General features: G+C 45.2%; 22 protein-coding genes and 1 pseudogene. 9 read left to right on the top strand and 14 right to left on the bottom strand.

From position 1 onward, the window contains the following. Positions 1–179: 179 nt before the first annotated feature. Positions 180–1,229 carry a ribosome small subunit-dependent GTPase A gene (gene rsgA / locus KNQ02_RS11360; RefSeq protein WP_214808582.1) on the top strand — a complete coding sequence of 350 codons (1,050 nt, stop codon included), beginning with the start codon at positions 180–182 and terminating at the stop codon, positions 1,227–1,229. A 172-nt stretch (positions 1,230–1,401) separates the two neighbouring features. On the opposite strand, the gene abc-f is transcribed toward rsgA, so the two are convergent. The 3 genes from abc-f to pflB all read right to left on the bottom strand — a co-directional run bounded on the left by abc-f (position 1,402) and on the right by pflB (position 6,344). Then, a complete protein-coding gene (gene abc-f, locus KNQ02_RS11355) occupies positions 1,402–3,078 on the bottom strand; it encodes a ribosomal protection-like ABC-F family protein (RefSeq protein ID WP_088836393.1) in 1,677 nt (558 codons plus the stop codon). 272 nt (positions 3,079–3,350) lie between these two features. Continuing rightward, the gene (pflA, locus tag KNQ02_RS11350) at positions 3,351–4,070 is read right to left on the bottom strand and encodes a pyruvate formate-lyase-activating protein (RefSeq protein WP_088836394.1); all 720 of its coding nucleotides are present in this window, start codon (positions 4,068–4,070) and stop codon (positions 3,351–3,353) included. Positions 4,071–4,094: 24 nt separating this feature from the next. Then, positions 4,095–6,344: a formate C-acetyltransferase gene (gene pflB / locus KNQ02_RS11345; RefSeq protein WP_305828869.1), complete on the bottom strand. Its 2,250-nt coding sequence runs from the start codon at positions 6,342–6,344 to the stop codon at positions 4,095–4,097. Positions 6,345–6,691: 347 nt separating this feature from the next. On the opposite strand from pflB, the gene KNQ02_RS11340 reads away from it, so the two are divergent. The 3 genes from KNQ02_RS11340 to KNQ02_RS11330 are packed head-to-tail and all read left to right on the top strand — an operon-like array spanning position 6,692 to position 8,965. Continuing rightward, entirely contained in the window at positions 6,692–7,123 is a 432-nt protein-coding gene (locus KNQ02_RS11340; RefSeq protein ID WP_088836396.1) for a hypothetical protein, read from the top strand. 28 nt (positions 7,124–7,151) lie between these two features. Then, positions 7,152–8,324, top strand: a complete 1,173-nt coding sequence (locus KNQ02_RS11335) for a DEAD/DEAH box helicase (RefSeq protein WP_214805456.1) — start codon at positions 7,152–7,154, stop codon at positions 8,322–8,324. After that, positions 8,321–8,965, top strand: a complete 645-nt coding sequence (locus KNQ02_RS11330; RefSeq protein WP_088836398.1) for a hypothetical protein — start codon at positions 8,321–8,323, stop codon at positions 8,963–8,965. The genes KNQ02_RS11335 and KNQ02_RS11330 overlap by 4 nt, the downstream gene beginning before the upstream one ends. A 57-nt stretch (positions 8,966–9,022) precedes the next feature. Here KNQ02_RS11330 and KNQ02_RS11325 read toward each other — a convergent pair whose 3' ends face one another. The 7 genes from KNQ02_RS11325 to KNQ02_RS11295 form a co-directional block, all read right to left on the bottom strand. Next, positions 9,023–10,813 (bottom strand): GGDEF domain-containing protein, encoded by a 1,791-nt coding sequence (locus KNQ02_RS11325; RefSeq protein ID WP_088836399.1) that lies wholly within the window; start codon positions 10,811–10,813, stop codon positions 9,023–9,025. A gap of 12 nt (positions 10,814–10,825) precedes the next feature. After that, positions 10,826–12,667, bottom strand: a complete 1,842-nt coding sequence (locus KNQ02_RS11320) for a GGDEF domain-containing protein (RefSeq protein ID WP_088836400.1) — start codon at positions 12,665–12,667, stop codon at positions 10,826–10,828. Positions 12,668–12,818: 151 nt separating this feature from the next. After that, the gene (locus tag KNQ02_RS11315; protein ID WP_214808576.1) at positions 12,819–14,711 is read right to left on the bottom strand and encodes an ABC-F family ATP-binding cassette domain-containing protein; all 1,893 of its coding nucleotides are present in this window, start codon (positions 14,709–14,711) and stop codon (positions 12,819–12,821) included. Between the two features lies 1 nt (position 14,712). After that, positions 14,713–15,411: a lysophospholipid acyltransferase family protein gene (locus KNQ02_RS11310; protein ID WP_088836402.1), complete on the bottom strand. Its 699-nt coding sequence runs from the start codon at positions 15,409–15,411 to the stop codon at positions 14,713–14,715. Positions 15,412–15,488: 77 nt separating this feature from the next. Continuing rightward, positions 15,489–15,746 (bottom strand): hypothetical protein, encoded by a 258-nt coding sequence (locus tag KNQ02_RS11305; protein WP_029332738.1) that lies wholly within the window; start codon positions 15,744–15,746, stop codon positions 15,489–15,491. A 39-nt stretch (positions 15,747–15,785) separates the two neighbouring features. Further along, complete coding sequence (locus tag KNQ02_RS11300) at positions 15,786–16,091, bottom strand: hypothetical protein (RefSeq protein WP_088836403.1); 306 nt, start codon at positions 16,089–16,091, stop codon at positions 15,786–15,788. Positions 16,092–16,222: 131 nt separating this feature from the next. Continuing rightward, positions 16,223–16,390, bottom strand: coding sequence for a hypothetical protein (locus tag KNQ02_RS11295; RefSeq protein WP_204251421.1), 168 nt, complete (start codon positions 16,388–16,390; stop codon positions 16,223–16,225). 237 nt (positions 16,391–16,627) lie between these two features. Between KNQ02_RS11295 and KNQ02_RS11290 the strand changes: the two genes are divergently transcribed. The 5 genes from KNQ02_RS11290 (at position 16,628) to map (ending at position 21,794) form a co-directional block, all read left to right on the top strand. Beyond that, positions 16,628–17,482 (top strand): S1-like domain-containing RNA-binding protein, encoded by an 855-nt coding sequence (locus tag KNQ02_RS11290; RefSeq protein WP_029332740.1) that lies wholly within the window; start codon positions 16,628–16,630, stop codon positions 17,480–17,482. A 337-nt stretch (positions 17,483–17,819) separates the two neighbouring features. Next, entirely contained in the window at positions 17,820–19,406 is a 1,587-nt protein-coding gene (gene cshA / locus KNQ02_RS11285) for a degradosome RNA helicase CshA (protein WP_088836404.1), read from the top strand. 97 nt (positions 19,407–19,503) lie between these two features. Continuing rightward, the gene (locus KNQ02_RS11280) at positions 19,504–19,770 is read left to right on the top strand and encodes a hypothetical protein (RefSeq protein ID WP_029332742.1); all 267 of its coding nucleotides are present in this window, start codon (positions 19,504–19,506) and stop codon (positions 19,768–19,770) included. Positions 19,771–19,842: 72 nt separating this feature from the next. Beyond that, on the top strand, positions 19,843–21,033 hold the full coding sequence (locus tag KNQ02_RS11275; protein ID WP_214808573.1) for an EAL-associated domain-containing protein: 1,191 nt from the start codon (positions 19,843–19,845) through the stop codon (positions 21,031–21,033). Between the two features lie 14 nt (positions 21,034–21,047). Then, on the top strand, positions 21,048–21,794 hold the full coding sequence (gene map, locus KNQ02_RS11270; RefSeq protein ID WP_088836406.1) for a type I methionyl aminopeptidase: 747 nt from the start codon (positions 21,048–21,050) through the stop codon (positions 21,792–21,794). A gap of 32 nt (positions 21,795–21,826) precedes the next feature. Here map and KNQ02_RS15645 read toward each other — a convergent pair. From KNQ02_RS15645 to menB, 4 genes and pseudogenes are all read right to left on the bottom strand, one after another. Then, positions 21,827–22,068: pseudogene (locus KNQ02_RS15645) on the bottom strand (transposase); the annotation flags it as partial. 281 nt (positions 22,069–22,349) lie between these two features. After that, on the bottom strand, positions 22,350–23,420 hold the full coding sequence (gene menC, locus KNQ02_RS11260) for an o-succinylbenzoate synthase (protein WP_214808570.1): 1,071 nt from the start codon (positions 23,418–23,420) through the stop codon (positions 22,350–22,352). Further along, complete coding sequence (gene menE / locus KNQ02_RS11255; RefSeq protein WP_088836408.1) at positions 23,417–24,790, bottom strand: o-succinylbenzoate--CoA ligase; 1,374 nt, start codon at positions 24,788–24,790, stop codon at positions 23,417–23,419. The genes menC and menE overlap by 4 nt, the downstream gene beginning before the upstream one ends. A 74-nt stretch (positions 24,791–24,864) precedes the next feature. After that, complete coding sequence (gene menB, locus KNQ02_RS11250) at positions 24,865–25,689, bottom strand: 1,4-dihydroxy-2-naphthoyl-CoA synthase (RefSeq protein WP_029332747.1); 825 nt, start codon at positions 25,687–25,689, stop codon at positions 24,865–24,867. Positions 25,690–25,698: the final 9 nt, after the last annotated feature.

The following is a 25,698-nucleotide window of genomic DNA, read 5'->3' as shown; positions in this document are numbered from 1 at the left end:
GCGGAGTAGTAAGGTCTGACTTTATCGCCCAACGGTTTTTGAAGTGGCTACATATGATAAAATACAAAGGAAGTTACTGGAGAGGAGTGAGGTTTATGAATGTGCAAATCAACGTAAATCAAACACGTACTGGAGAACAGGGAGGGGTTTCCCTCCCTTAAATTAGAGGAGGAAACCATTTGAACGAATGGGGTAAACCACCTGCACATGAGGCAGGAGAACATGAAAATTTAGGACGGATCACTGCAGTCTTTCAAAAACAGTATCGTGTCATGACGGCTGCTGGCGAGACGCTTAGTGAATTATCTGGAAAGATGCGCTTTGAGGCATTGACGAAAGCAGATCTTCCCGCAGTAGGGGATTGGATCATCCAGACAGAGCGAGAAGCGGGATTAGGACGGATTGAGCAAGTTCTTCCGCGGACCTCACAATTCTCAAGAAAAGCAGCGGGTACGGAAGTCGAAGAACAAATCATTTGTGCGAATGTTGACGTAGCTTTGCTCGTCATGGCATTCGGTCACGATTTTAATGTCCGGCGGCTTGAACGTTATTTAACGGTCGCCTGGGAAGCTGGCGTCAAGCCGATCATTGTTTTGACGAAACGAAGTCTGATGGAATCCGTCGAGTCCGAGTTGGCTGAGATTGAAGGAATTGCCTTCGGGACACCTTATGTTGCGATTGATTCGTTGACCGGTGACGGGTTGGAAAGTCTTCGAGATGTTCTCGCACCACGTGAGACGATTGTCCTCGTCGGTTCATCCGGTGTCGGGAAATCGACACTCGTTAATGCGTTAGCAGAGGAACAGTTGATGGAAACAGGTGGCGTGCGAGAAGACGATCAACGCGGACGGCATACGACGACGCACCGTGAACTCAAACGATTAGCGAACGGTCTGTTGCTCGTCGACACACCGGGTATGCGTGAACTGGGACTATGGGACGGAAGTGACGGTCTGACTTCGACTTTTTCTGATGTCGAGTCGCTCGCTGAAAACTGTCGTTTCCGGGATTGCCAACATGGCAATGAACCCGGGTGTCGAGTCCGCCAAGCATTGGAAGATGGAAGTCTTCCGCACGAACGCTGGGAAAGTTATCTGAAGCTGCAACGGGAAATTGCCTATGCTGAACGGAAGCAAAGTGTAGCGCTACAAGCTGCCGAAAAAGAAAAGTGGAAGAAGATTCAGAAAAACGCACAGGCACATACAAAATTAAAGTATCAAAAAAGATAAGTAAACGAAACGCCGATGTTCCCCTTCTTTACAGGGAATCATCAGCGTTTTTTTCGTTCGCGGTAATTAGATACGCATGTGGGAGGCGCATGGAAAAGTACCGTATTTCTTTTTAAGTTAGCATGCTTCTATCATCGTGCTAAAAATCAGTTCGTGATGTGACTTCCGTCAATTACACATCAAAGTCGATTTCACCGGTCAGTTCATTCAAACGCCGTAAGTCAGCCCGGATTCCATCCGAATCAGAAGCACGTTGTTCCCGTAAAGCCTTTGTTCCGACAGGATGGACTGTGAAGTCACCGGTCAAGGAAATCGTTCGGTTTGATAAACGATCGGTAAAATAACGGTCATGGGAAACAAACAGCAACTCACCGGGAAAAACTTCGAGTGCCGCTTCGATTTGTTCCCGTGTCGCAAGATCAAGGTAATTCGTCGGTTCGTCGAGGATGAGTAAATGCGCGCCGGAAAAATAGAGGCGTAAAAAGGCAATCCGGCATTTCTCGCCCATACTCGCTTCAGCGATTGGTTTATAGACGGTCTCCCGCCGAAATAAAAAGCACGCGAGTAGTGTCCGGGCATCTGTTTCCGATATCTCGCTCGTCTCAAGCAAGGCATCAAGTAGTGTGCCGGTATTCGGTAAGGTGGATAGAACTTGAGAAAAGTAACCGACTTTTAAAGTCGGGTGCCGTTTGATGATACCGGCAGATGGCGCCAATTCTCCAAGTAAAAGACGTAATAACGTCGTTTTCCCAGAACCGTTTCGACCAATCAACGCGATTCGATCGCCACGTTGGATGGAGAACGACACATCCTGAAAGAGCCGGCGATGCGGATAGTCGAATGAGAGATCATCGACTGAAACGAGACGTTTCGCTAAAAAATGTTCTCCTTCGAATCTGACATGGACGTGGGACGGCGTTTCCGGTTTTTTGACCCGGTGTTCCAGTAGGCGTTCGAGCTGATTTTCTTTTGCTTTGACTTTTGTCGCATGTTTTGCAGCCTTTTTTTTCGCGTACGGATCTCGTTCACTTGCACTAGCCGTCGCTTTTTGATGCCAATTTTGATATTGACCAATCATCCGGGTGAGTTCTTTTCGTGTTCGTTCTTGCTTCTCATATTGATGCCACTGTGCAGTCCGTTCTTGTTCCTTTAACGTACGGTAAATCTCATAGTTTCCTTCGTAACGTGCCGCTCCTGCTTCAGTCAATTCAATGACGGCGTCAGCCGTCGCATCGATAAAGGCACGCTCATGTGAAACATAGAGAATCGTCGTCTTCGTTTGACGCGTCCACGCGACGAGCCACTCGAGTGTGTCTTCATCTAAATGGTTGGTCGGTTCATCAAGCAGGATGAAGTCCGGTTTCTTCAACAGTAGACATGCAAGTTGAATCCGGGTCTGTTCGCCGCCGCTCAGTGTGTTCAAAGGCTGAAACCAAAGAGATTGCTCGAGTTGAACTTCTTTCAGGACACGTCTCGCATCGGCTTCGAGCGTGAAGGCATCTGCGTCAACGGCAGCCTGGTAGTCGGCCACGGCTTCAGTGGTTAAGGCACGTTCACGTAAGTCGTAACGGGTTACATCCGCCTGTTCGACGATTTGAATTGCTACACTTGTCGAGGGTTCGATTTGTTGGGCTAAGAGCCCGATCCGGTCATACGTGCGATGGATTGTCCCGGTCGTCGGGATGATTTCTTTTAGGATGGCGCGCAAGAGCGTCGTTTTTCCAACGCCGTTCGGTCCGACCAAGGCGACGTGTTCGCCGTCGCGGATGGAGAACGTTACATCGTGGAAAAGACACTGCCCGGCAAAATCGATTTGTAAATCATGGATGGATAATACTTCAGTTGGCATAAGCTCAGCTCCCTTTGTTTCATTTCGGTTGAGATGAAATGAAAACACACCATCCTGAGCGTACGGATGGTGTGCGGGAGTGCAATTCAAAGAAGGTATCCACCTGAAATAGGGAAATACCGAAATTGAGCAGACTCGTAGCGTCAGTCATCCGCAAGCGATTGCGAAAGTGATGAGTTCATTCATCATTAGACGTTAGCGAGTGATTGCTTCATTTCGGTATTGTACCTCCGTTTCATAGACTATGTGTTCAGTCTATCAAGTCACATCAATCATGACAAGTACGAGTTGAGTAAATCTTGCGCGGCAAACGTTTCCTCCGCGGTAGGCGGTAAGACATCTTTTAGCGCATATTCGAGCCCGAGTGCCTCCCATTTATAGACACCTAATTGGTGATAGGGGAGGACTTCAACCCGTTCGACATTTCCGAGTGTTCGAATGAATTCACCTGTTTGCCGTAAAAACGTTTCCGTCATCGTCACGCCGGGGACAAGGACATGGCGAATCCAGACGGGAATGTTTCGTTCTGCGAGCAATTTTGCGAAGGCTAGTGTATTGATGTTACTTCGCCCGGTCAAAATTCGGCACGTCGCATCATCGATGTGCTTGATATCGAGTAAGACGAGATCTGTATAGTCCAGGATTTGATCCAGGTTTTTCGGGACGACCGAACCTGCTGTATCGATGACGGTATGCAAGCCGTTTCGTTTTGCTTCACGCAGCGAGGCTTCTAAAAACTCGGGTTGAGCCAACGGTTCGCCACCGGAGAAGGTCACCCCTCCACCCGTTGCGTCAAAGAAGGAACGATAGCTGTTCGCTTCTTTGATGATTTCTTCCGGTGTTACTTTTCGACCACAACCGAATTCCCAGGTGTCCGCATTGTGGCAATATTGGCAGCGTAGTGGGCAGCCTTGCGTAAAGACGATGAAACGAATACCGGGACCATCGACAGTCCCACAAGATTCGACAGAGTGAACCGTCCCGTAAGTCATAGTGATCAAGTCCTTTCAGAAAAGTTAAAGTGCACCGTGGAATGTACGGTTGATGACATCGATTTGTTGTTCGCGTGTCAACTTAATGAAGTTGACGGCATAACCCGATACACGAATCGTCAACTGTGGATAAAGTTCAGGATGCTCCATCGCATCGAGTAAAGTGGCGCGGTCGAACACGTTGACGTTTAAGTGATGACCACGGGTAGTCGTACCGCCCATATAGCCGTCAAGTAGACCGACTGTATTGTTGATACGTGTTGTTTCATCTTTTCCGAGTGCTTTCGGAACGATTGAGAACGTGTAGGAAATACCATCTAAGGCATGCTCATAAGGTAATTTGCCGACAGAAGTCAACGCAGCGACTGCACCACGTGTGTCACGTCCGTGCATTGGATTTGCTCCCGGTGCGAACGGTTCGCCAGCGCGACGACCATCGGGTGTATTCCCGGTTTTTTTACCGTACACGACGTTTGACGTGATCGTCAGAACAGATTGGGTTGGTAAAGCATCACGATACGTTGGATGTTTCCGGATTTTTTCCATAAAGAGTTCGACGAGATCGACGGCCATTTGATCGACACGATCATCGTTATTTCCGAATTTCGGGAAATCGCCTTCGATTTTAAAGTCGACTGTAATGCCATCCGTATCTCGGATTGGTGTGACTTTAGCATAACGAATCGCTGACAGACTATCGGCGACAACGGATAATCCGGCAATCCCACAAGCCATCGTCCGTAAAATTTCAGGATCGTGGAGTGCCATTTCAATGCGCTCATAACTATATTTATCATGCATGAAGTGAATGACATTCAGTGTATTGACATAGAGCTCAGCTAACCAATCCAATTGTTTATCATAGGCGGCCATGACGGTTTCATAATCGAGCACGTCATCTAAAATCAAGTCGGAAGGAGGGGCGACTTGAATTTTGAGTTTTTCGTCGACGCCACCGTTCAACGTGTAGAGTAAGGCTTTTGCTAAGTTCGCCCGGGCGCCGAAGAATTGCATTTGTTTACCGATTTTCATTGCTGAGACACAACAAGCAATCCCGTAATCATCACCATAAATCGGAAGCATCAAGTCATCATTTTCATATTGGATCGAACTAGACAGGATGGACATCTTCGCACAAAATTCTTTGAAACCACGTGGAAGTTTTGGTGACCATAAAACGGTTAAGTTCGGTTCAGGTGCCGGACCGAGGTTGACGAGTGTCTGCAAGAAGCGGAACGAACTTTTTGTGACGTTCGAGCGACCGTCTTCACTCATGCCGCCGATTGATTCTGTTACCCACGTCGGGTCACCGGAAAAGAGTTCGTTGTAATCGGGTGTCCGAAGAAACTTGACGATTCGAAGTTTCATCACAAAGTGGTCGACAAGTTCTTGCGCGCTCTCTTCTGTCAATCGACCCGTTTGCAAGTCACGTTCGATATAAATATCAAGGAAGGTCGAAACGCGACCGAGCGACATCGCTGCTCCGTTTTGTTCTTTGATTGCTGCGAGATAAGCAAGATAGACCCACTGGAATGCTTCTTGGGCCGTTTCAGCTGGTCGTGATAAGTCACATGTGTAACGTTTACCGAGTTCTGTCAGTTCATGAAGGGAGCGGAGTTGTTCGTTCATCTCCTCGCGATCACGAATCATCGCTTCTGATAAAAATCCACCGTGTGCTTTCAAATCCGCTTTTCTTGCAGCAATGAGGTGAGCTGTTCCATAAAGGGCGACGCGACGGTAATCACCGATGATCCGTCCGCGACCGTAAGCATCAGGAAGTCCAGTGATGATACCGGCTTTACGGGCAGTACGCATTTCGGGCGTATACGCATCGAAAACCCCTTGATTATGCGTTTTACGGTACTCGCTAAAAATCTGTGTAACAGTGTCATCTGATTTAAAACCATACGCTTCTAAGGCATCATTGACCATTCGGATACCACCGTTCGGATGAATCGAACGTTTGAATGGTTCATCGGTCTGTAGACCAACGATTTTTTCGAGTTCAGGATTGAGGTAACCTGGACCGTGCGAAAGAATTGAAGATGGAGTTGCAGCATCAACGGCATAGACACCACCACGAATTCGTTCTTCTTCTGTTAACTGCATGATTTGTTGCCATAACGTGTTGGTTGCATCGGTCGGACCGGCGAGGAACTGATCGTCTCCTGTGTATTCTGAACGATTGCGCCGGATGAAATCAGCGACATCAATCTTTTCCATCCATTCTCCACCTTCGAATCGTTGCCATGCCTGTGTTTTTTCAAGTAACATCATCAACACTCCTTCATTAGTAAGGTCAGCGGTTCTTAATACATCTCTTATGTGAATAGTGTAACAAACAATTCGGGATAGAGGTTTTACGTATATGTGAATCTTTTAACAAATGTAAAAGTGTTGCTATGACTTACTTCACAGTAAATTGTATCAGTCAGTGTCCCGTGTTCAAAAAACAGAAAAAGACTGCTGTGAAAGGATTTTTCTGTAGCTGTATCATTAATTTGTAGTGGAATGGATAGAGACAGAAGCTAGTGTGATAAAAGTCACGCGGCGCTACCTTGTATTTTTAGGACGTATCGTTGACAATGAAAAAGGGAATATAGAACGTGGAGGTGGAGTGAATGGAGTTTTCGCCATTAAAAGAGCAAGCAGACTATCGAACAGGGGACTGGGTTTCCCTAAAAGTATCAACTGAAGGAACAGAACGGATCGGGATGATCACCGAGTTTGAAGACGACGGGTTTTGGCTCCGGTTTGAAGATGATTTTGATTTCGAGGACTTTATCGGTTACGACCAGAAGTACCTCGCACGATTAGTTCGACGCCCAATCGATGTCAGAGCAACTTATCCTGTACTTGCTGGTTTTGAAACACTTGCTGTTGAGCTGCAAGATCGAATGGCGCAAGGTTTCGAAGTGTTAAGTGCAGATCAACAAAATGAGACAGAAATCGTTTTTCATATTCGGTTAATCGATTCTGGAAATGAATATACGCAGACGTTACGCGGTATTAAAACTGAAACCGATGATCGTTTCGAATATGTAACAGAATGATAGACAAGAGAGTAGGAGAAGATACGTTATGAATTTTACTAAACCTTTTATTAATGAAGCGTGGGAACGAGCACGCTTTGAACAAATGATGCCCGTTCAAGAACAAGCCATTCCTCTAATCCGTGAGGGGAAAGATGTCTTAGTCGAAGCGCCGACAGGAACTGGGAAAACGCTCGCTTATGTCATTCCAGCCCTCGAGCGCATCGATCCGAATGAACCACACGTTCAAGTCGCGATTACGGCACCGACACGAGAACTGGTCATGCAAATTCATCAAGTCATCCAATTATTTGCCCAAGGAAGCGGGATTAAGTCAGGTGCGTTCATCGGTGGCGTTGAATTAAAACGTCAATATGAGCGTCTCAAGAAAAAACCACAAATCATTGTTGGGACACCAGGACGCTTAGTTGAGTTGATTGATTCAAAAAAGTTGAAGATGCATAAAGTAAAATTGATTGTTTTAGATGAGGCTGATCAAATCTACGAAAGTGGAATGAGTGCATCAGCGACGCGCATCGCGAACAGTGCGCTTCGTGACCGCCAGTTAGCACTCGTTTCAGCAACATTGCCTGAACGGACAGCAGAATGGGGACGGACACTTTCGAATGATCCAGAAGTCATCCGAGTTGAACGGACGGAGACGACGCAAGTCAAGTTCGGTTACATCGAAACATCTCGTCGTCTGAAACCGGAAATGTTACGTCGTTTGTCTAATATGCAACAGGTCAAAGTGTTGACGTTCATAAACAACCGTTCTTTCCTCGGTCCGTTAAACGGTGAATTAAGCAAGTTTTCGCTGAAATACCGGATTTTAGATGCCGAAAAAGGGAAAAGAGAACGGATGGAGACGTTACGTTCATATAAACGGGGAGAGTTTCCGTTACTCGTCACGACAGGGCTTGCTGCACGCGGTCTGGACATTGATGCCGTCACGCATGTCGTGCATTATGATTTACCGGAATCCCTTGATGATTTTGTCCACCGCTCAGGTCGAACAGGACGTGGGAACGCGTCGGGTATGGTCCTCGCGCTCGTCACGGATCATGATCTGAAACACCTGAAAACATTAGCGAAACAAATGGGTGTGGAAATTGAACCGATGGAGATTTATGGCGGGGAAGTGATTCCAAAGCGTGAAGTCACGGAACCGGAAGCGCTTAAAAGTCCGGCGAAACCACACCGGAAAGGACCAACACGATGAAAAGTGAGCGAAAGATTATCCCGTTTCCGACGACTGTATCCGAAGCAGAGATGAACACAGCGCTCAAAACTTTATATCAAGAAGCAGCCACTGCTCGAAGCACCGATTGGGTCGCATTCATCGAAGAAATCGCGACGGAAGGACGTTGGTATTTAAAAGATGCTGAGTTATTCCGAGACTTGTTCGTCGATTGGGCCATTTTTTATGAGACCGATGAACAAGGGAAAACACCGCATGGTCGTTTTTTAGAACAAGTCAAAGAAGATATGTCTCAAAGTCTGTATCGTGCCTTAAGAGGGCTGGCCGATCCTGTTCCGTCGCTTTTCCTTGTAAAAGAAGACGGCGTCTTCGACATCATGTCGGAACAAACGTATCAGACCGATTTGACAGAGATTGACGTTGCGGTTGGCGATCTGTTAGTCGGCAAACTTCTCTACATTTCAGGCAAATGGCGATTCGCAATCGCCTATATGAAGGTTGCACGGGCACTTGTACCTGAAGTGCGTGTTCTTTTAGCTGATTTTGTCGATGAAGTCGGTGACGACGCACTATTGCGTCAGTATCCTGAATTTTGTGCGGAGTTGATTGACTTATTACTCGATATCGAAGAGGGAAACATTACACCACGACCTGAAGCATAACAGCAAAAAACAAACGTCCATTCAATCCTAAGCTAGGGTGAATGGACGTTTGTTCGTTTAAAAATCTTGATGGTACAGCGCAATATCGTTTTTTTTACGGTTTTTGATGCGATACATGGCGAGATCAGCATGTTTCAGCCAACTTTCTAAATCATCGTTTTCGAAAAATGGAGCGACTCCGATGCTGGCCGAGACATGTAACGTTTGCCCTTTATAAACATAAGGGCGACGCAATAATTGTAAGAAATGTTTACAGCGACGTCGGAGTGAAAGTTCATCTTTCGCTGAAGTTAGCAAGGCGAACTCATCACCACCCAGCCGGTAAACCGACTCTTCGCGTTCGAGGTCTAGACTCATTCTACGAGCAACTTCGATTAAGACATAATCACCAGCTTCGTGCCCATACGTATCGTTGATTAATTTAAAACCGTCTAAATCAAGTAACGCCAGATAGTTTACGGACTGGTCAATCGATAAGAATGTCCGTTCGAGCGAACGACGGTTACCGATACCAGTTAAAACATCATGAAACGCGTGGTATTCAATCCGTTGCTGCCGCTCCTTTTGTTCTGTTACGTCGTGTAAGACTAAGAAATGACCGGCCGATTTTGAAGCGATGTGGATGGGGATTTTTGTTAATTCATATTGGCGGTTAGATTCATCGAGATAACGATTGGAATCAAGCTGTAAGGAAGACTGAAGATGTAAGACTGAGTGAGTGGGTACTTCGATTGACAAGGCAGAAAGCTTAAACGTTGCTTGAGCCGCAAGATTGGCATACGTCGCTGTTTCGTTTTGATCAAAGCGGATGATTGGATCAGGATGACTTGAAAACAGTGGCAGGACTTGTTGCTCACTTTCTTTGATTTGCCGGATCCGGTGTTCGATGCGTTCGGCTAACTGTTCGTTTCGCTCGTTTAACTTTTGCACGAGCAACGTATGTTGCCGAGCGATGATGATTTGTCGAATGATTAGTAACAATAAGATGATGAACACATCAAATTTTTTACCTTCGAGTTCGATGACATAATGTAAAAATAGTGGAATTGCGAGCAAAGGCAGCCAAGTTCTCTGAACGACAGGAGACGCTTGTTTACCTTCAGTGATGTGATCAAGGTGCCATAAGATTGCTGCACTTTGAACAAGACGAATCAATACAGGAGAAAAGACTAAATATTGTTCCGTGAAATCTGGAAAGTATACAGCAGATACTTCATACATGCCACGAATGAACAGTGAAAAGAATAGTAGAGATAACGTCGTTCGGGAAACCCAGTGTGTTTCTTGAACAAAAAAGAAGTAGAAGAGAACAAACAATCCGAGTGAAGTGTTGAGGACGACGATCATATCGTACGGGAACGTACTAGCTGTCGGGTCGGCCAGTTCGCTTAATGTATGAAAAGCAGCAAGTCCTAAAAAAACGACGATGATTAGAGCATCCACGAATGCAAGCAGATGTTGTGAAAAACTCTTTTGTGAAGCAATCCGGTAAAAAAGTCCGATTAAAAATATATAGTGCGAAATGGAGAAACAAATTAAGCTATAACTGTTCGGAAAAGACAGCGTATTACTGAATAAGTTAATGGTTTCAAAAATCGAAGCAGCTAGCGAGAAGATAAGTGAAATGAAGGCGATGATCCAAAATTTTCGTCTTGGCACGACGAGTGACCGTTCTTTTTTATAGGCGATGAGGATGAAAAGTCCGATTAAAAGAAATGACAAGTACTCTAGAATTTGTTCGACAAGGTGGTTCATGAATGAGCCTTGCGTGTATGAATAGAGAATTAAAATCAAAGAAATGATTAGTAGTGAAGGGAACCATCTGATGAAGTAGGGGGATTGTTGCATATGCGTTTCCTCCTAGTTGCGTTTTAGTTGAGCGGCGAACTGAAAATTATTTTTGTTCGTATTTTTAATGTGATACATGGCTTCGTCTGCGCGGATCAAAAGGACATTCGAACTTTTTCCATCACTCGGATAAAGCGAAATACCGATGGACGGTGTGACAGACATCGTTTGATCTTTAATATAAAACGGCTCATTGAGTGATGCGAGCAACTTACTCGCAAATGCAGTCGTCTCATCTTCGTCTCGAACGGTGAATAAAATGAATTCGTCTCCTCCTAAACGGGCGACAAGCTCCTCTCCTTGAATTAGTTGTTGTAGCCGGCCTGCGGTTTCTTGAAGTAATAAATCTCCAGCATCATGCCCGTACGTATCATTGATAGCTTTAAAACCATCTAAATCAACAAACAATAACGATCCATGTCGTATGGTAGGGAGGAGAGTCTGCAATTGTTCTTCAAAAAAGCGCCGATTCGGTAAACGGGTCAAAGCGTCATGATTTCCTAATTTCTCCAACCATTGTTCTTGGCGAACATCTTCTGTGACGTCGGATAAAATGATAAAGACACGTTCTTGATCGGCTATACAAATCGACGTCATCGTGTAGATGAGGTCCTCTTCGTCATGGGGGATATAAAACGTTTTTGATAAGGAAGGGACCCCTTTATTGGCATGTAGCGCCTCCATTACTTGTTTGAAAAGACGGACCTGTTCGTCTTTCAATGACTTCTCCATCCATCCTTCTCGAATGGCTGCAGGATTTCCGGATAGAATGTGACTCGCTTGATTTACTTCAAGTACCATTTGCGGATAGGAGAGGAACAGTGCCTTGAATTCTTGTTCGCGTAACCGAAGTAACTCCGTTTTCTGTGAAACGATGGTTTCCAAATTTTCTTGTAGCGAAGTCGTTTCTCGTAAAAGGCGTACATTTTCGCGATAAGAAAAAAGCTGCCGCGTTAAGAAAAGTAAAAAAGTGGTCGCGATTGTGATGAAGTAGAAGCGTGTCGTGACAGGTGAAAACGTGACATAGGTAATTAACAGTAATAGTAAGATGTATGAAAAAGAAGGACGAAGAATTTGTTCAATCCGAAGTAACAATAATTGTTGTTTAGCGATGATCGGTAAATGCCAAGTTACTAGGAAACTAATGAAAAAATAGCTACTCAGCGGATAGAGCGGTAATAAAAGCATTGCGTAAAAAGTAAAATCGTTCAATAAAAAGCTGTAAAATAAAAAGTTGATCATACCTAATAAAAACGTTCCACCCATTAAAAAACTAAAAGCGAACAACGAGACCGGTTTTTTTAAACCGGAAGCATAGAGTAAGAAAAAGAAAAGAGTCAGGAGAATGGTCAAGAATGAATAGATATCCCAGCTGAGCTGCTCCGCGAACGTTCTTGTGTATTCGGGGATGTATTTAAAAATTGTCAAGTATCCAGCAATCATCGCGACAGTAAAAAGTGTCAATGAATCAAGAATTAAAAGCTTTTGTGAACGGAAATGTTCAATATCCAAAAGACGGAATAAAAAAATGGTAATCGTCAAGAGATGGATTGTATAGGGAAAGTCGAGTAGGACGTTCAAATTGACAGACGTGAGCGAAAAGTAACCACTGACAACTCCACCTAAGTCTCCGATGAAATAAGCACTTACAGCAATGAGGATCCATTTAAGTTCTGGTGAAGGTGTTTTTCTATAAAATAAAATGGCGGCACTCGTAATCAATAAAGACCCGACAAAGCTTGAAAAGACGGCTGTGGGTAAGACGAATGAGTTTGGAATTAAAAGAAGGATGGTATACGAGATAATCAAATAAATGACGATTCCTCCTGTCATTCGTTTGAACGCTTTTGACATGAGAAAACCTCCTGTCTAATGAAAGTAACAGTTTAACTATATAATTCATTACCCTCAATTTGGAAAAAACGTACTTGGAACAGAAGAAAAAAGACCGCATTTTTCCGGAAAGGAAAATATACGGTCAAATAGACAATAAATCAAAAACAAATTATTTTTTATAAGATTCGTACGCCTCTATCTTCTCGGACAAGTAAGACCAATAGTCCATCAGTTGATCGAGTTGGGATTTTCCTTGCTCAATCTTTTGATAGAGTTCATTAACTTGCCCGATATCGCTACCTGCCGAAGCGAGCTGTTGTTCGAGTTGCTCAAGCGCAGCTTCCGCGTTTTCAATCTGTGTCTCAATCGTTGTCCAATCTTGTTGTTCCTGATAAGACAATTTTTTCGGGATGTCGGTTGGAGCAGCTACCACTTCTTTTACCTCAGTCACGATAGCTGCTTCAGGTGTCTCATCCTCACGCTGTTCCAGGTAATCCGTATACTGCCCATAATAAGAGACAATCGTACTATTCTCGAACGCAAGTAACCGATTGACGACACGGTCGAGGAAATAACGATCATGACTGACTGTGATAACCGTCCCGGGGAAGGAATCGAGATAATCTTCAAGAACCGACAGCGTTTCTGTATCTAAATCATTCGTCGGCTCATCGAGGAACAAGACGTTTGGTTCATCCATTAAGATCGTCAACAACTTGAGTCGACGCTTTTCGCCACCGGATAATTTACCAATCGGCTTATACTGTGCTTCCGGTTTGAATAAGAACTGCTCAAGCATCTGACTGGCTGTGATTTCTTGACCATCAAGTGTCGTGATCACCTGGGCGATCCGTTCGACTTCATCGATGACACGACGTTCCGGGTGCGTGAACTCGGCGAACTGTCCATAAAACCCAACTTTGACCGTTTCCCCGTGCACGACTTCCCCTTGAGTCGGTTCAAGTTGTTTCGCTAAAATCGACAACAGTGTCGATTTCCCGCTCCCGTTCCGACCGACGATGCCATAACGTTCTTTTCGACCGAATAACCAGCTAAATGATTCGAACAGTGTTCGTTCACCAAATGTATGACCAAGTTCCGTTGCTTCGATGACTTTTTTACCGAGTCGTGTCGAACCGACTTGTACTTCAAGTGTTGCTTCTTCTTCTTCATAAGAGAGTTCTTGGAGTGCATCGACACGCTGAATCCGTGCCTTTTGTTTTGTCGTCCGTGCCTTTGCACCACGACGTAGCCAAGCGAGTTCACGGCGTAAAATGTTTTGGCGCTTCTCTTCCATTGAAGCAGTCCGTTCGCGGCGCTCAGCCCGCTTTTCAAGGAATGACTCATAGTTTCCGACATAAAAATGGGCCGTCCCGTTCGCGATTTCCATCATGTGATTCGTGACACGATTCAAGAAATAACGGTCGTGGGTAATCAACAGAATCGCTCCACGGTATTCCTTGATCTGTGATTCGAGCCAAGTAATCGTTTCTGCATCGAGTTCATTCGTTGGCTCATCGAGTAGTAATAGATCGGCTTCGTCGAGCAAAGCTTCTGCCAAGCCGACACGCTTCCGTTGGCCGCCCGATAACGAACCGATTTTTGCTTCTAAATCTGTAATGCCAAGTCGCGTTAAAATCATTTTAAGGCGAGACTCCGTATCCCAGGCATTTGCGGCATCAATTTCCGTTTGGGCATCGATGAATCGTTTGAGTAACGTTTCATTTGTCGGATCTTGTTCAAGCGCTAAACGAGCCGTTTCATAATGGCGTAAAGCATTGATTGTCGGTGTGTTTCCGGAGAGGAGCACTTCCATCACTGTTTGATTTTCCGGATAATCTGTCGATTGTGAAAGTAAACGTATCCGGTAATCGTTCGGATGATGCAGTTCACCGAAATCAGCTGTCTCTTTTCCTGCTAAAATATGGAGCAGTGTCGATTTTCCTGTCCCGTTGACACCGATAATTCCAATCCGGTCTCCGGGTGTGACGGAAAATGTTACGTCTTCAAAAACGATTTTATCAGCAAATTCTTTTTTTAATTGATCTACTTTAAGTAGCATGTCAGACTCCTTCTACAATATGCTTGATTTGTTGTTCAACAGTAGCGACGAGTTCTTTTTGGGTCATTGTAGCAGGGTCGATGGATGGAAGGATTGTCACATCGACAGTTGCCGGTCGAATCCGACCAGTCTCTTCCATGACACGATAGCTTCCTGAAATGGCAATCGGAACGACGCGTGCACCACTAGATGTTGCTAGGGTGAAGCTCCCTGCTTTGAACTCAGCAATCGGTCCGCCTTTCGAGCGAGTACCTTCCGGGAAGATGATCATCGATTGCCCATCTTTGATTGTCTCGACACCGGCACGAATCGCCTTTAAAGACTGTCGGCGATCTTTTCGGTCAATCATGACACATCCCATTAAATTCATCCAGACATTGACGATTGGAATCTTATTGACTTCGATTTTCGAAATAAAGGCTTTGGGTTTTGCGATATGTCCGAGCAAAATCGGGATGTCAAAATTCCCTTGGTGGTTGGCGATGAAGACGACAGGTTGATCAGACGGAATATGTTCTTCCCCTGTCAGACGGACTTTCACTCCAGCTAAGCGAAGGAGCGAATTCGCCCAAACGTGTGCTACTTTTTGTGTATACGCGTAGCGAGCGGCGTGTGTTCGACGTTTTGCGCCAGGCAAAAATGGTAATGTAAGAGGTAATACTAGCCCAAAATGAATGAACCAGATGATCGTGCGTAACATGATGGCATCAAACTCCTTTTTTACTGTGTATTATTATTGTACAAAAAAAGACCAGGTATCGCACCCGGTCTTCTTCTTTATTCCCAGTAACGAGGTTCAGATTCCTCTTCACTCTCGCCGAGTTCGAATGTCAGGCGTCTCGTCGTCGGATCGATGGAAAACGAGGCATTCGTATTATCGATTTGTTTGATTTCCATCGTCTCTTCATCGAGGATGAGTGTCAAACGTACCTTATCTTCATGATCGACGAGTAAAACACCATCTTCTTTTAGCCATAAGTCGATGACAGGTGAGTAACGAAGTGTCCAGCCGTTGGATAGTGGTATTTCATTCATAATGAATCGGTTCCTCCTAAAAACATGAAGTCAAACTCTTTATTTATCATGCTGTTCTGTCGTTGATAATGCAAGTGATGCGACTGTGTCATTTTGTTCATAAGACAATTGATAAGAGTGTTCCCGTTTCTTCATACGCTCCAACTGTTTTTTGACGCGGCGGTATTGCATATATTCATGATAACCATGATATGTCGTACGAATTAATTGTCTAAAAGATGAAAGTGAAAGACAAATGGATAGGGTGAAGACGAAAATCCCGACTGAATCGGTATAATATCCCGTGATAAAACTAAGGTATGTACTAATGAGACCCGTAAGCGTCGTAAATAAGTAAAAATACACAGTACTTCCTCCTTCGTGTCACTCTACTAAGTGTGTCTAGTAAAGCAATTCGCTAACGAAGCAGGATTTCCTTTATCGTCCAGTAAAACTTCGGAAACAAATAAAAAAATCTACACGATGAGATGTAGATTTTAAGGTGTGTCGATTTGTTGGAGTGCAGGTGTCTTTGGAGACAAATCAGTGCTACTCGACCCTTCAGCGAATACAATTCCAATCGTTGCGAGAAATGCGAAAAAAGCGAATACTAACGTTTTTGTAAAGCGTCTTGCGAAAGAACGCGATTGAATGTCATGAAACATAGTTTTTCCCCCATATTTACCAAAACTAAACCTTCTTTTTCCTATTCTTTTATCATATCTGTTTTTTTCAAAAAAATCACTTAAATCAGATTCGTTCACAAAAATGTCACAACTGTTCGCTTCCATTTGATGTCGGAGATAGGTTGAAAAAGAGTATAGTATTGAAGGTGATGAAAAGAACTTACGGTTAGTTGAGTGTTTCAGCTTAACCAAGTTAATGAAAGGAGATGACCATAAATGGCACTACGTGCAGGACAGGTTGTCACATTAAAAGTAGAGCGTGAAGCAGAATTTGGTGTGTTTTTAAGTGATGGTACGGAGGATATCTTACTTCATAAAAATGAACAGACGAAATCGCTCATGCTAGAAGAAGAGGTCGAAGTATTCCTTTACCAAGACAATGAAGGGCGTCTCGCCTCATCAATGACGATTCCGGAAGCGTCATTTGAGGATTACGTCAAAGCACCGATTAACGGAACACGTTACAATACAGGTGTTTTTGCGAACATCGGAATTCAAAAGGATGTTCTCGTCTCGCTGGACGATCTTCCGCAACGCCGGACATTTTGGCCGGAAGAGGGAGACGAACTTTACATTCGTTTGAAACATGATCAAAAATTACGTTTGTTAGGTGACCCGGCTCCTTATGCCTATTTCAATCTTAAGGCGCAACCGGCACCGGAAGAGTGGAATAACATGGACGTTGAAGGACTTGTCTTTGCCCAGCGTGATCCGGGTGTCAACGTTTGGGTGAACGATCAATCGATTGGTTTTCTACATGAACAAGAGATGGAACGGTGGCCGCGTCTCGGAGAAGTTATGAAATTACGGGTGACAAATGTGAAGCCAGATGGTACAGTATTACTTTCAGCAAGACCACGTGCTCACGAGGCAATCGACATCGATGCGGATTTAATCCTGAACCACCTACTTGAACATGGCGGTCAGATGGCGTATGGTGATAAGACACCTCCTGAGACGATTGATGAGGTATTCGGCCTAAGTAAGGCTGCCTTCAAACGTGCTCTAGGTCGATTGTTGAAAGATAAAAAAATAGAAAAACATGAAACGGGTATTCGGCTAACGAAGTAAGCTAGCCAACTGCACCTACGTTTCGAATAAATAGTTAGGAATTCATCATTTTGGTGGTTGCGGCTGGTTTTAACCGGCGACCATTTCCAAATAAAACCCCATCACTAGTGGGGGCAAGCGGCGCGATTTAAAGCGTTGAACGGTCCGGGCATCATGCCTTTCCCTCGCCCTTATGGCAACGATTATGATGGTGACTTCCCTAAACATTATTATCAGTAGAAATAGCCTCTATCTTTAAGGACGGGCTTCTGCTATAATAGGTAGTCGATTGTATTCGTTACGGTAGCGTCTGTTTAGTGGCAGACGCTTTTCATATGACAAAGGAGAGTATTTAGCATTGACAACATTTCGTGAATTAAATCTTAGTGAGGCACTTATCAAAGGTGTCCTAAAAATGGGCTTTGAAGAAGCAACTCCAATCCAAGCAGAAACAATTCCAGTCGGTCTTAGCGGCGTTGACTTAATCGGTCAAGCACAAACAGGTACTGGTAAAACAGCAGCATTCGGTATTCCGACGATTGAGCGTCTTGACGCAAAATCGCGCCATATCCAAGCGTTGATTCTTGCACCGACTCGTGAACTTGCGATTCAAGTAGCAGAAGAACTTAACCGCATTGGTGAAATGAAACGCGTTCATGCATTGCCAGTATACGGTGGTCAGCAAATCGATCGTCAGATTCGTGCGCTTCGCAAGAACCCACAAATCGTCGTTGCGACACCTGGTCGCCTAATGGATCACATGAACCGTAAAACATTAAACCTTGACCACGTTCAAACAGTCATCTTGGATGAAGCAGATGAAATGTTGAACATGGGCTTCGTGGAAGATATCGAAAAAATCTTAGGTACACTTCCGCCAACTCGTCAAACACTTTTGTTCTCTGCAACGATGCCACCACAGATTCGTAAAATCGCGGATCGTTTCATGACAACACCAACGCACATCAAAGTAAAAGCAAAAGAAATGACAGTCGAAAACATCGACCAATCATTCATCGAACTAAAAGAAAGCCAAAAATTCGATGTGCTTTGCCGCTTGATTGATACAGATTCTCCAGAACTTTCAATCATCTTTGGTCGTACGAAAAAACGTGTTGACGAAATGACGGAAGGACTTATCCAACGTGGATACACGGCGGACGGTTTACACGGTGACTTAACACAAGCGAAACGTGACCAAGTCATTCGTCGCTTCAAAAAAGGAACAATCGATATCCTTGTTGCGACAGACGTTGCAGCACGTGGACTTGATATTTCTGGTGTTACACACGTTTACAACTTTGATGTACCACAAGATCCAGAGAGCTACGTTCACCGTATCGGTCGTACGGGACGTGCTGGTAAAACGGGATCAGCAATCACGTTTGTTACACCACGTGAATTTGGTCAAATCAAAACAATCGAACGTGTAACAAACAAAAAAATGTCACGTCGTCACGCACCGACACTTGACGAAATCTTGGAAGGCAACTTGAAGCTTGCTGCACAAGAACTCATCAAACGTGTAGAAGCGAAAAACTCACAAGAGTATACAACACTCGCGCAAGAACTTCTTGAAGAGTATGAAGCGGTTGAATTAATCGCAGCAGCGCTTAAAGGATTAACGAAAGAGCCGGATGCAACTCCAGTTCAAATTTCGTCAATCGAACCAATCCGTGTCAAACGTTTTGGTAGCAACGGTGGCGGTGGTAACCGTCGTCCTTACGGCAATAAAGGTGGATCAGGTTCTGGTTCTTCTAACCGTGGTGGCGGATACCGTGGCAGCAACCCGCGTGGTGGGGAGCGCCGTGAAGGCGGTCGTCCTTCTGAAGGAAACCGTAGTTCATCGTCATCAGATCGTCGTGAAGGTGGATACGCTGGTCGTAGCAACCGTAGCGAAAGTGATCGTAACCGTGGCGGACGTAAACCACGTTTTGAAAAGTAAAAAATCCGAACCGATTTGTCACAGACAAGTCGGTTCTTTTTTATGAATTCTCATGATAAAATGAGCAATGAAAGATATAGAGAGGGCTGAATCGTTCGTGTATACCATTTATGCAGCAGCATTCATTTGTCTGATTGGACTGCTCATCGCAACTAAAAAAATTAGCGAGCAGACGACAAAAGGACACTTTCGTTATATCCCTTTAGCGACGTTATTGTTTGGCGGGATTATTTTTCTCGTCTTAGCGATTGGTAAGGGTGGTGCTACAGGCATTCAATACGGTGTTCTGAGCATTATCTATTTAACGGCGACATTTGGTGTCTATTTGTACATTGCGTTAAGAAAAGATACAACGTTATTTTAAAGACGGGGCCTCTCTGATTACAGGGTGGTCTTTTTTTTGATAAGATAGAACAAGAGAATAGGGGGGAGAAGAATGGATGCATTAGATGTCATTGTTCATCCCGAACAGATTGAGGCGTGGTTCCAACCAATTGTTGGAGCGGCACCTTTTAAAGTGGAAGGGTATGAAATCCAATCTCATTTTCGCGGTGAGCCGCTGAAGCCATTTTTTCAAGAAGATGATGTACCAATTGAATACCAGTTAGAAGTCATGAGTCATGTCATTCGCCATGCTTTTCAAAAAGTCCCGGCCGATGCGCATTCATTTGTCTTAATCCGCTGTCGACCTGATTGGTTATTCGAAAATGGTGGCGAAGATTTTTTGAGTATCTTACGTAACGCACAGATCGACTTTCCGGAAGACCGGTTATATGTCACACTGACCGATGTCCAAGTGGATGACTTTGATCGACTCGGACGAATCGTTGCGTACTATCAAAACTCTGGCTTAAAGGTTGCGCTTGATCGTGCGGAGGCGACGAGCTTAGAACGCGTTTTTGCCATGTCGCCGGATATGCTGATTGTCGACTTATCTTCGATGATTGAGAAAAAAACCGTTTCAGCGAGTTATCCGCACCTGTTACAAACGATGGAACACTTATGTGACCAACTCGGTGCGCCACTTCTTTACAAAAATATCAGCCATCTTGGTCAACTCCGGTATGCATGGCAACACGGTGGGCGCTATTACATGGGAAATCTACTCGGTGAGACGACACCTGACTGGGTGACGACATGCCCAGGCATGGAAATCTTATTACATGAAGTGCCGATGTTCTATAAATATGACCGGGAACAGATGAATCGTTTGTTCCAGCTCGAACAAGACTGGACGGTTCGGTTTAATGAGTACTGCCAGTCGTTAAAAGCAGATGAATCATTGGATGAATGGTTAATTAAGCTGGCTCAAAAAATGGAACCCGAATTCATTCGCTTTTACATCACAGACGCGAATGGCTTTCAAAAGTCATCAAACGTTAGCAAAAAGAGCGGTGAATGGAAAACATATGCGTTTTACAAAGGTTATAACTGGAGTTTTCGACCGTATTTCATTCGGACCACGGTTGCGATGGAACGACGGCATACGGGATACCTCTCTGATCGATACGTCGATTTCAGTTCGAGTGAACAAACGCGAACGTTCAGTATGCCGCTAAATAATGGGATGTTCTTATTTGCTGATATTTCAGCAAGTTATTTATATCAAGAACGGTTAAGTGAATAAGGAGGAAATGAAACATGTTGGATTATGATTATGATGCACTACGTGAGATTGGGCGCATCGTCGCCATTGCACGCGATGAAATGGCGGATGCCGTCAAACCAGGAATTACAACGAAAGAGCTTGATGACATCGGAGCGCGTATTTTGAAGGAACATGGGGCGGAATCAGCACCGATCGTCATGTATGATTTCCCTGGAGCAACGTGTATCAGTGTCAATGAAGTCGCGGCTCATGGTATTCCTGGTGCATATGTCATTCAAGAAGGCGATATCGTCAACGTCGATGTCTCGGCAGTCAAAGATGGCTACTATTCAGATACAGGTAAAACGGTGATTGCGGGCGAAGCGAAGCGTCCTGAGCACGTCCGACTGGTCGAGGTGTCATTGTCTGCCCTTGAAAAAGGACTTGAAAAAGTCAAAGCAGGTACGAAAGTCAATCAAATCGGTAAAGCAATCTATGCGGAAACACGCAAAAATGGCTTTACGGTCATTCGGAATTTAGCTGGACATGGATTAGGAAAAACGTTGCATGGTGAACCGGAGTCGATTTCGAATTACTTCAACCGAGAAGAAAATGATTTGTTGAAAGAAGGACAAGTCATCGCAGTCGAAACGTTTATCTCGACGAGCGACGAATTTTGTATGGAAGATGAAAAGGATGGCTGGACACTGTACACGCCAAATAAAAGTTTGGTTTCACAGTTCGAACATAGCGTCGTTGTCTTGAAGGATGGATACGAAATCTTGACGAAGGCAGACTAAAAAAAGCGTCGTTCCGCAAAGGGACGGCGCTTTTAGAATGTAGATTGTAGACAAACCCTCATTTCCACTTGGAAATGAGGGTTTGTCTTATGTATGTGTAAAAAATATGACACTACATTAGGATTCCGACTGAAATTCCATGACCAATTGGCCAATTTTTTGAGGTTCAGGGTAGCAAAAGTGAGCATTGCCTGAATCGTCACTTTTTTAACCCGAGGTAGCGAGTCCAACGTATGCCATGCTTTTCTGTCGCGTCCGCCAAGACACGTTCAATTATAATATGAAGGAAGGCTAAAAAAACCTCGGTTTCCGATCTAATCGCTTCCTAGTGGAAAGCAAACAGGAGCGACCCTGCAGCTTCGCTGTAGCGGCGCGATGTTTGCCACAGGAAGACGATTAGGAAGGAAAGAGAGAGCAAAAAAAGATGGAAAATCACATTCAAGTGACCTGCCATCTAGTTTGTCTACATAGGTATGCCGTTTTATCGCGTCTCGCCCAAGGAAAGCAACGGAAAAGGTAGAAGCTTTTTTTGCGCAATGCGAATTCTTAACGTCTTCAAAGAACGATTTTAGACCGGGTAAGCCGATTTAACCGCTCGAGTGAAACCTCGTGCTCGGCGTATGGAATGTGACCGTTTCCGATTCGATAGTCGACTTCAAGGAGATCTTCGGCGAAATAATGATCGGTTCCAGCCATGTCAATCGGATACGCTAGACCAGGTAGTGTAGCGAAAGCAAGCGTCTGCCGACGCCCGATTCCACTCTCGAACATTCCACCGAGCCAGTACGTCGCTTTATCTCTTAATGCTAGGGCGTTCGTCAAGCCTCCGACGCGTGCCGGTTTAATGTTGATGATTTGACCTGCACCGAGTGAGAGCATTAAGTCAGCGTCAGTGACCGTTTGGATCGATTCGTCCAAACATAAAGGAGTCGAGAGCAGTGACGCAGCATATTGATGCGTCAACCAATCATCTGCCCGAAATGGTTGCTCCATCATGATTAATCCATACTGATCCCAGTCCTGCAGGAGATTCATCTCGGAACGGGTGAAACTTCCGTTGGCATCAAACATTAAAGGCGCATCAGGAAATTGTTTTCGAACGTGCGCTAAGACGGAGGTATCCGTTGGGTCTAGCTTTAGCTTGATACGCTGAAAACCGTCCTGTAACGCGTCCTCAACGGCATGTACCGTCTTGCTGGCTTCCGCGCGACCAAGTGCTTTTCCGCAAGCGATGGCTTTGTTTTCGTCACCCCCGAGATACGTGGCAAGCGTTTGGTTACTCGCGCGAGCAAACAATTCATAGACGGCGCCGTCGAACATTGCTTTTGCCATCTGGTTTCCTTGAATCGGGTGAAAGCGTGTTGCGACTTCTGACGGATGATTGAGCGGTCCTTTAAGCAAGCGATAGAGGACGGGAGCTAAGGCATGAATCGAATCTTGTGTCTCGGCGGTATACCACGGTGTCTCAAAGGCGACACCTTCCCCGTAACCAATGTTACCTTCTGTGTCCGTCAATCGGAGAATCGTCGTCCGGCGATTGCTTAAGGTAGTGAGTGCCGTTTTCATCGGCTGACGGAATGTTAATCGGACATCAAATACTTCTGCACTTCGAAGCGTAATCTTCATACGAAGTCCTTCAGTTGATGACGCAGCAGTTTTCCATTCGCATTCCGTGGCAGAGCGTCACGATAAACATAGGCGACGGGACATTTATATTTGGCGAGTAACTGACTGATTGCTTGACGGACGATCGATTCATCGACAGCGCTGACGATAAACGCAACAGGGACTTGTCCCCAAGTCGAATCAAAGCGACCGACGACACCAGCTTCCTTGATTCCGTCAATCGAGAGCAGGGCAGATTCGACTTCAGCCGGATAGACATTCTCACCGCCTGAAATGATTAAATCGCTTCGCCGATCGAGAACGTATAAATAGCCTTCTTCATCTAAACGTCCAAGGTCACCTGTCTTGAGATAGCCGTCTGCGGTAAAAGATGCTACGGTCGCTTGCTCATCTGAAAAATAACCTTTCATGACGGTCGGTCCTTTGACTTCGATTTCTTGATGGCGTGTGATTCGGATATCGGTCGGGGCAATTGCTTGGCCGGCAGAACCGATTTTTCGTAACGCATCTTCCGGCAATAGTGTCGCAATTTGCGAAGCGGTTTCTGTCATCCCGTATGTTTGCATGACGGGAATCTTTCGATCGAGGGCGCGAGTCAAAATCGGTAAAGGGACCGGTCCACCGCCCGTCAAGACGACACGTAAATCATAGCGACGCAACCCTGCTTCAAGCAGCCGATCTAACATGACAGAAACGAGGGAAACATGGGTAATCCGTTCATTTTTAATCCATTCAATCGTTTTCGTCGGGGCGAAATGAGGTTCAAGGACGATAGGGGCGCCGTAGATGACAGCACGGTAAACGACAGCGAGACCACTCATATGAAACAGTGGGGTAACAATTAAGAAGCGATCATCCGTCGAGGAACCGATATGACGTGCTGCATTCATCGCACTTGAAAAGTGATTTAGCATTGTCTGTTCGACTGCCTTAGCCCGACCTGTCGTTCCGCTCGTAAAGAGCATCGATTGGACATAGTGTTTTGGCATATGTCGAACGATGATGTCAGGTGCCGTGTTCACATAGTGGAACGGTAAAATCTTGATATCGGTATCTAGCGTCCGGTCGGAGATGACATATTTGACTTGTGCTCGTTTTAATTGATCATCCAGTTCGCGCTGACTTAAGCGGACGTTGAGTGGGACGATTGTTAATTCAAGTAGTTGTGCCGCATGGATGGCAATGATATATGACTGACTTGCAGGACCATAAAGAGCAATCCGGTCACCACGCGAAAGGTGGCTTGCCCAGGCACTTGCTAATTTGTGTGCTGCCGTATATAATTCCTGCCAAGATAAGCGGGCTTGATCTGTGACTAGAGCTAAGTCGTTAGGTTGTTCCTTAGCGCGTGTATAAATCCAAGGGTACACCGGAAATCACATCCTTTCTTCAAGATGATACGAAAAAGGTTCAAACGTCTCACGACATTGAACCTTTTTTCGTATTATGGGAAACGTGGGAATTGACCGAAGTCAGGATCACGTTTTTCTTTGAACGCATCGCGTCCTTCTTTTGCTTCGTCTGTTGTGTAGTAGAGTAATGTTGCATCTCCAGCAAGTTGCTGAATTCCAGCAAGACCATCAGAGTCTGCATTGAGCGCTCCTTTTAAGAAACGAAGAGCTGTTGGTGAATGTTGAAGAATCTCAGAACACCATTGGATTGTTTCTTGCTCCAGATCAGCAAGTGGAACGACCGTGTTGATGAGTCCCATGTCGAGTGCTTCTTGAGCACCGTACTGACGGCAGAGGAACCAAATTTCACGCGCTTTTTTATGGCCGACGACACGAGCCAAGTAACCAGAACCATACCCTGCATCAAATGATCCAACTTTAGGACCGGTTTGTCCAAACTTCGCATTATCAGCAGCAATCGTTAAGTCACAGACTAAGTGTAAGACGTGTCCGCCACCAATTGCATAACCAGCGACCATCGCGATGACCGGTTTCGGGATAACACGAATCAAACGTTGAAGGTCAAGGACGTTCAAGCGTGGGATTTCATCTTCACCGACGTAACCACCATGTCCGCGAACTTTTTGGTCTCCACCTGAACAGAAAGCGAGATCGCCTTCACCTGTCAAGATGATGACACCGACGTTTTGGTCGTCACGCGCACGTGAGAACGCATCGATTAATTCATGGACCGTGTGTGGACGGAACGCGTTGCGCACTTCAGGACGGTTGATCGTAATTTTAGCGATCCCATTCCATTTTTCGTATTTAATGTCTTCATAACTACGGACTGCTGCCCATTCTGGAGCATATTTCATCTAAATTCC

It is taken from the genome of Exiguobacterium sp. s102 (assembly GCF_018618635.1).
In the GTDB taxonomy this organism is placed as follows: Bacteria; Bacillota; Bacilli; order Exiguobacteriales; family Exiguobacteriaceae; genus Exiguobacterium_A; species Exiguobacterium_A oxidotolerans.
This window is presented reverse-complemented; position numbering and strand designations above follow the sequence as displayed.

Bases quoted from the DNA above. Each gene is read 5' to 3' on its own strand.
- abc-f (WP_088836393.1), bottom strand. From the start codon at position 3,078: ATGCCAACTGAAGTATTATCCATCCATGATTTACAAATCGATTTTGCC.
- pflA (WP_088836394.1), bottom strand. From the start codon at position 4,070: ATGACTTACGGGACGGTTCACTCTGTCGAATCTTGTGGGACTGTCGAT.
- pflB (WP_305828869.1), bottom strand. From the start codon at position 6,344: ATGTTACTTGAAAAAACACAGGCATGGCAACGATTCGAAGGTGGAGAA.
- KNQ02_RS11340 (WP_088836396.1), top strand. From the start codon at position 6,692: ATGGAGTTTTCGCCATTAAAAGAGCAAGCAGACTATCGAACAGGGGAC.
- KNQ02_RS11335 (WP_214805456.1), top strand. From the start codon at position 7,152: ATGAATTTTACTAAACCTTTTATTAATGAAGCGTGGGAACGAGCACGC.
- KNQ02_RS11330 (WP_088836398.1), top strand. From the start codon at position 8,321: ATGAAAAGTGAGCGAAAGATTATCCCGTTTCCGACGACTGTATCCGAA.
- KNQ02_RS11325 (WP_088836399.1), bottom strand. From the start codon at position 10,813: ATGCAACAATCCCCCTACTTCATCAGATGGTTCCCTTCACTACTAATC.
- KNQ02_RS11320 (WP_088836400.1), bottom strand. From the start codon at position 12,667: ATGTCAAAAGCGTTCAAACGAATGACAGGAGGAATCGTCATTTATTTG.
- KNQ02_RS11315 (WP_214808576.1), bottom strand. From the start codon at position 14,711: ATGCTACTTAAAGTAGATCAATTAAAAAAAGAATTTGCTGATAAAATC.
- KNQ02_RS11310 (WP_088836402.1), bottom strand. From the start codon at position 15,411: ATGTTACGCACGATCATCTGGTTCATTCATTTTGGGCTAGTATTACCT.
- KNQ02_RS11305 (WP_029332738.1), bottom strand. From the start codon at position 15,746: ATGAATGAAATACCACTATCCAACGGCTGGACACTTCGTTACTCACCT.
- KNQ02_RS11295 (WP_204251421.1), bottom strand. From the start codon at position 16,390: ATGTTTCATGACATTCAATCGCGTTCTTTCGCAAGACGCTTTACAAAA.
- KNQ02_RS11290 (WP_029332740.1), top strand. From the start codon at position 16,628: ATGGCACTACGTGCAGGACAGGTTGTCACATTAAAAGTAGAGCGTGAA.
- KNQ02_RS11275 (WP_214808573.1), top strand. From the start codon at position 19,843: ATGGATGCATTAGATGTCATTGTTCATCCCGAACAGATTGAGGCGTGG.
- map (WP_088836406.1), top strand. From the start codon at position 21,048: ATGTTGGATTATGATTATGATGCACTACGTGAGATTGGGCGCATCGTC.
- menC (WP_214808570.1), bottom strand. From the start codon at position 23,420: ATGAAGATTACGCTTCGAAGTGCAGAAGTATTTGATGTCCGATTAACA.
- menB (WP_029332747.1), bottom strand. From the start codon at position 25,689: ATGAAATATGCTCCAGAATGGGCAGCAGTCCGTAGTTATGAAGACATT.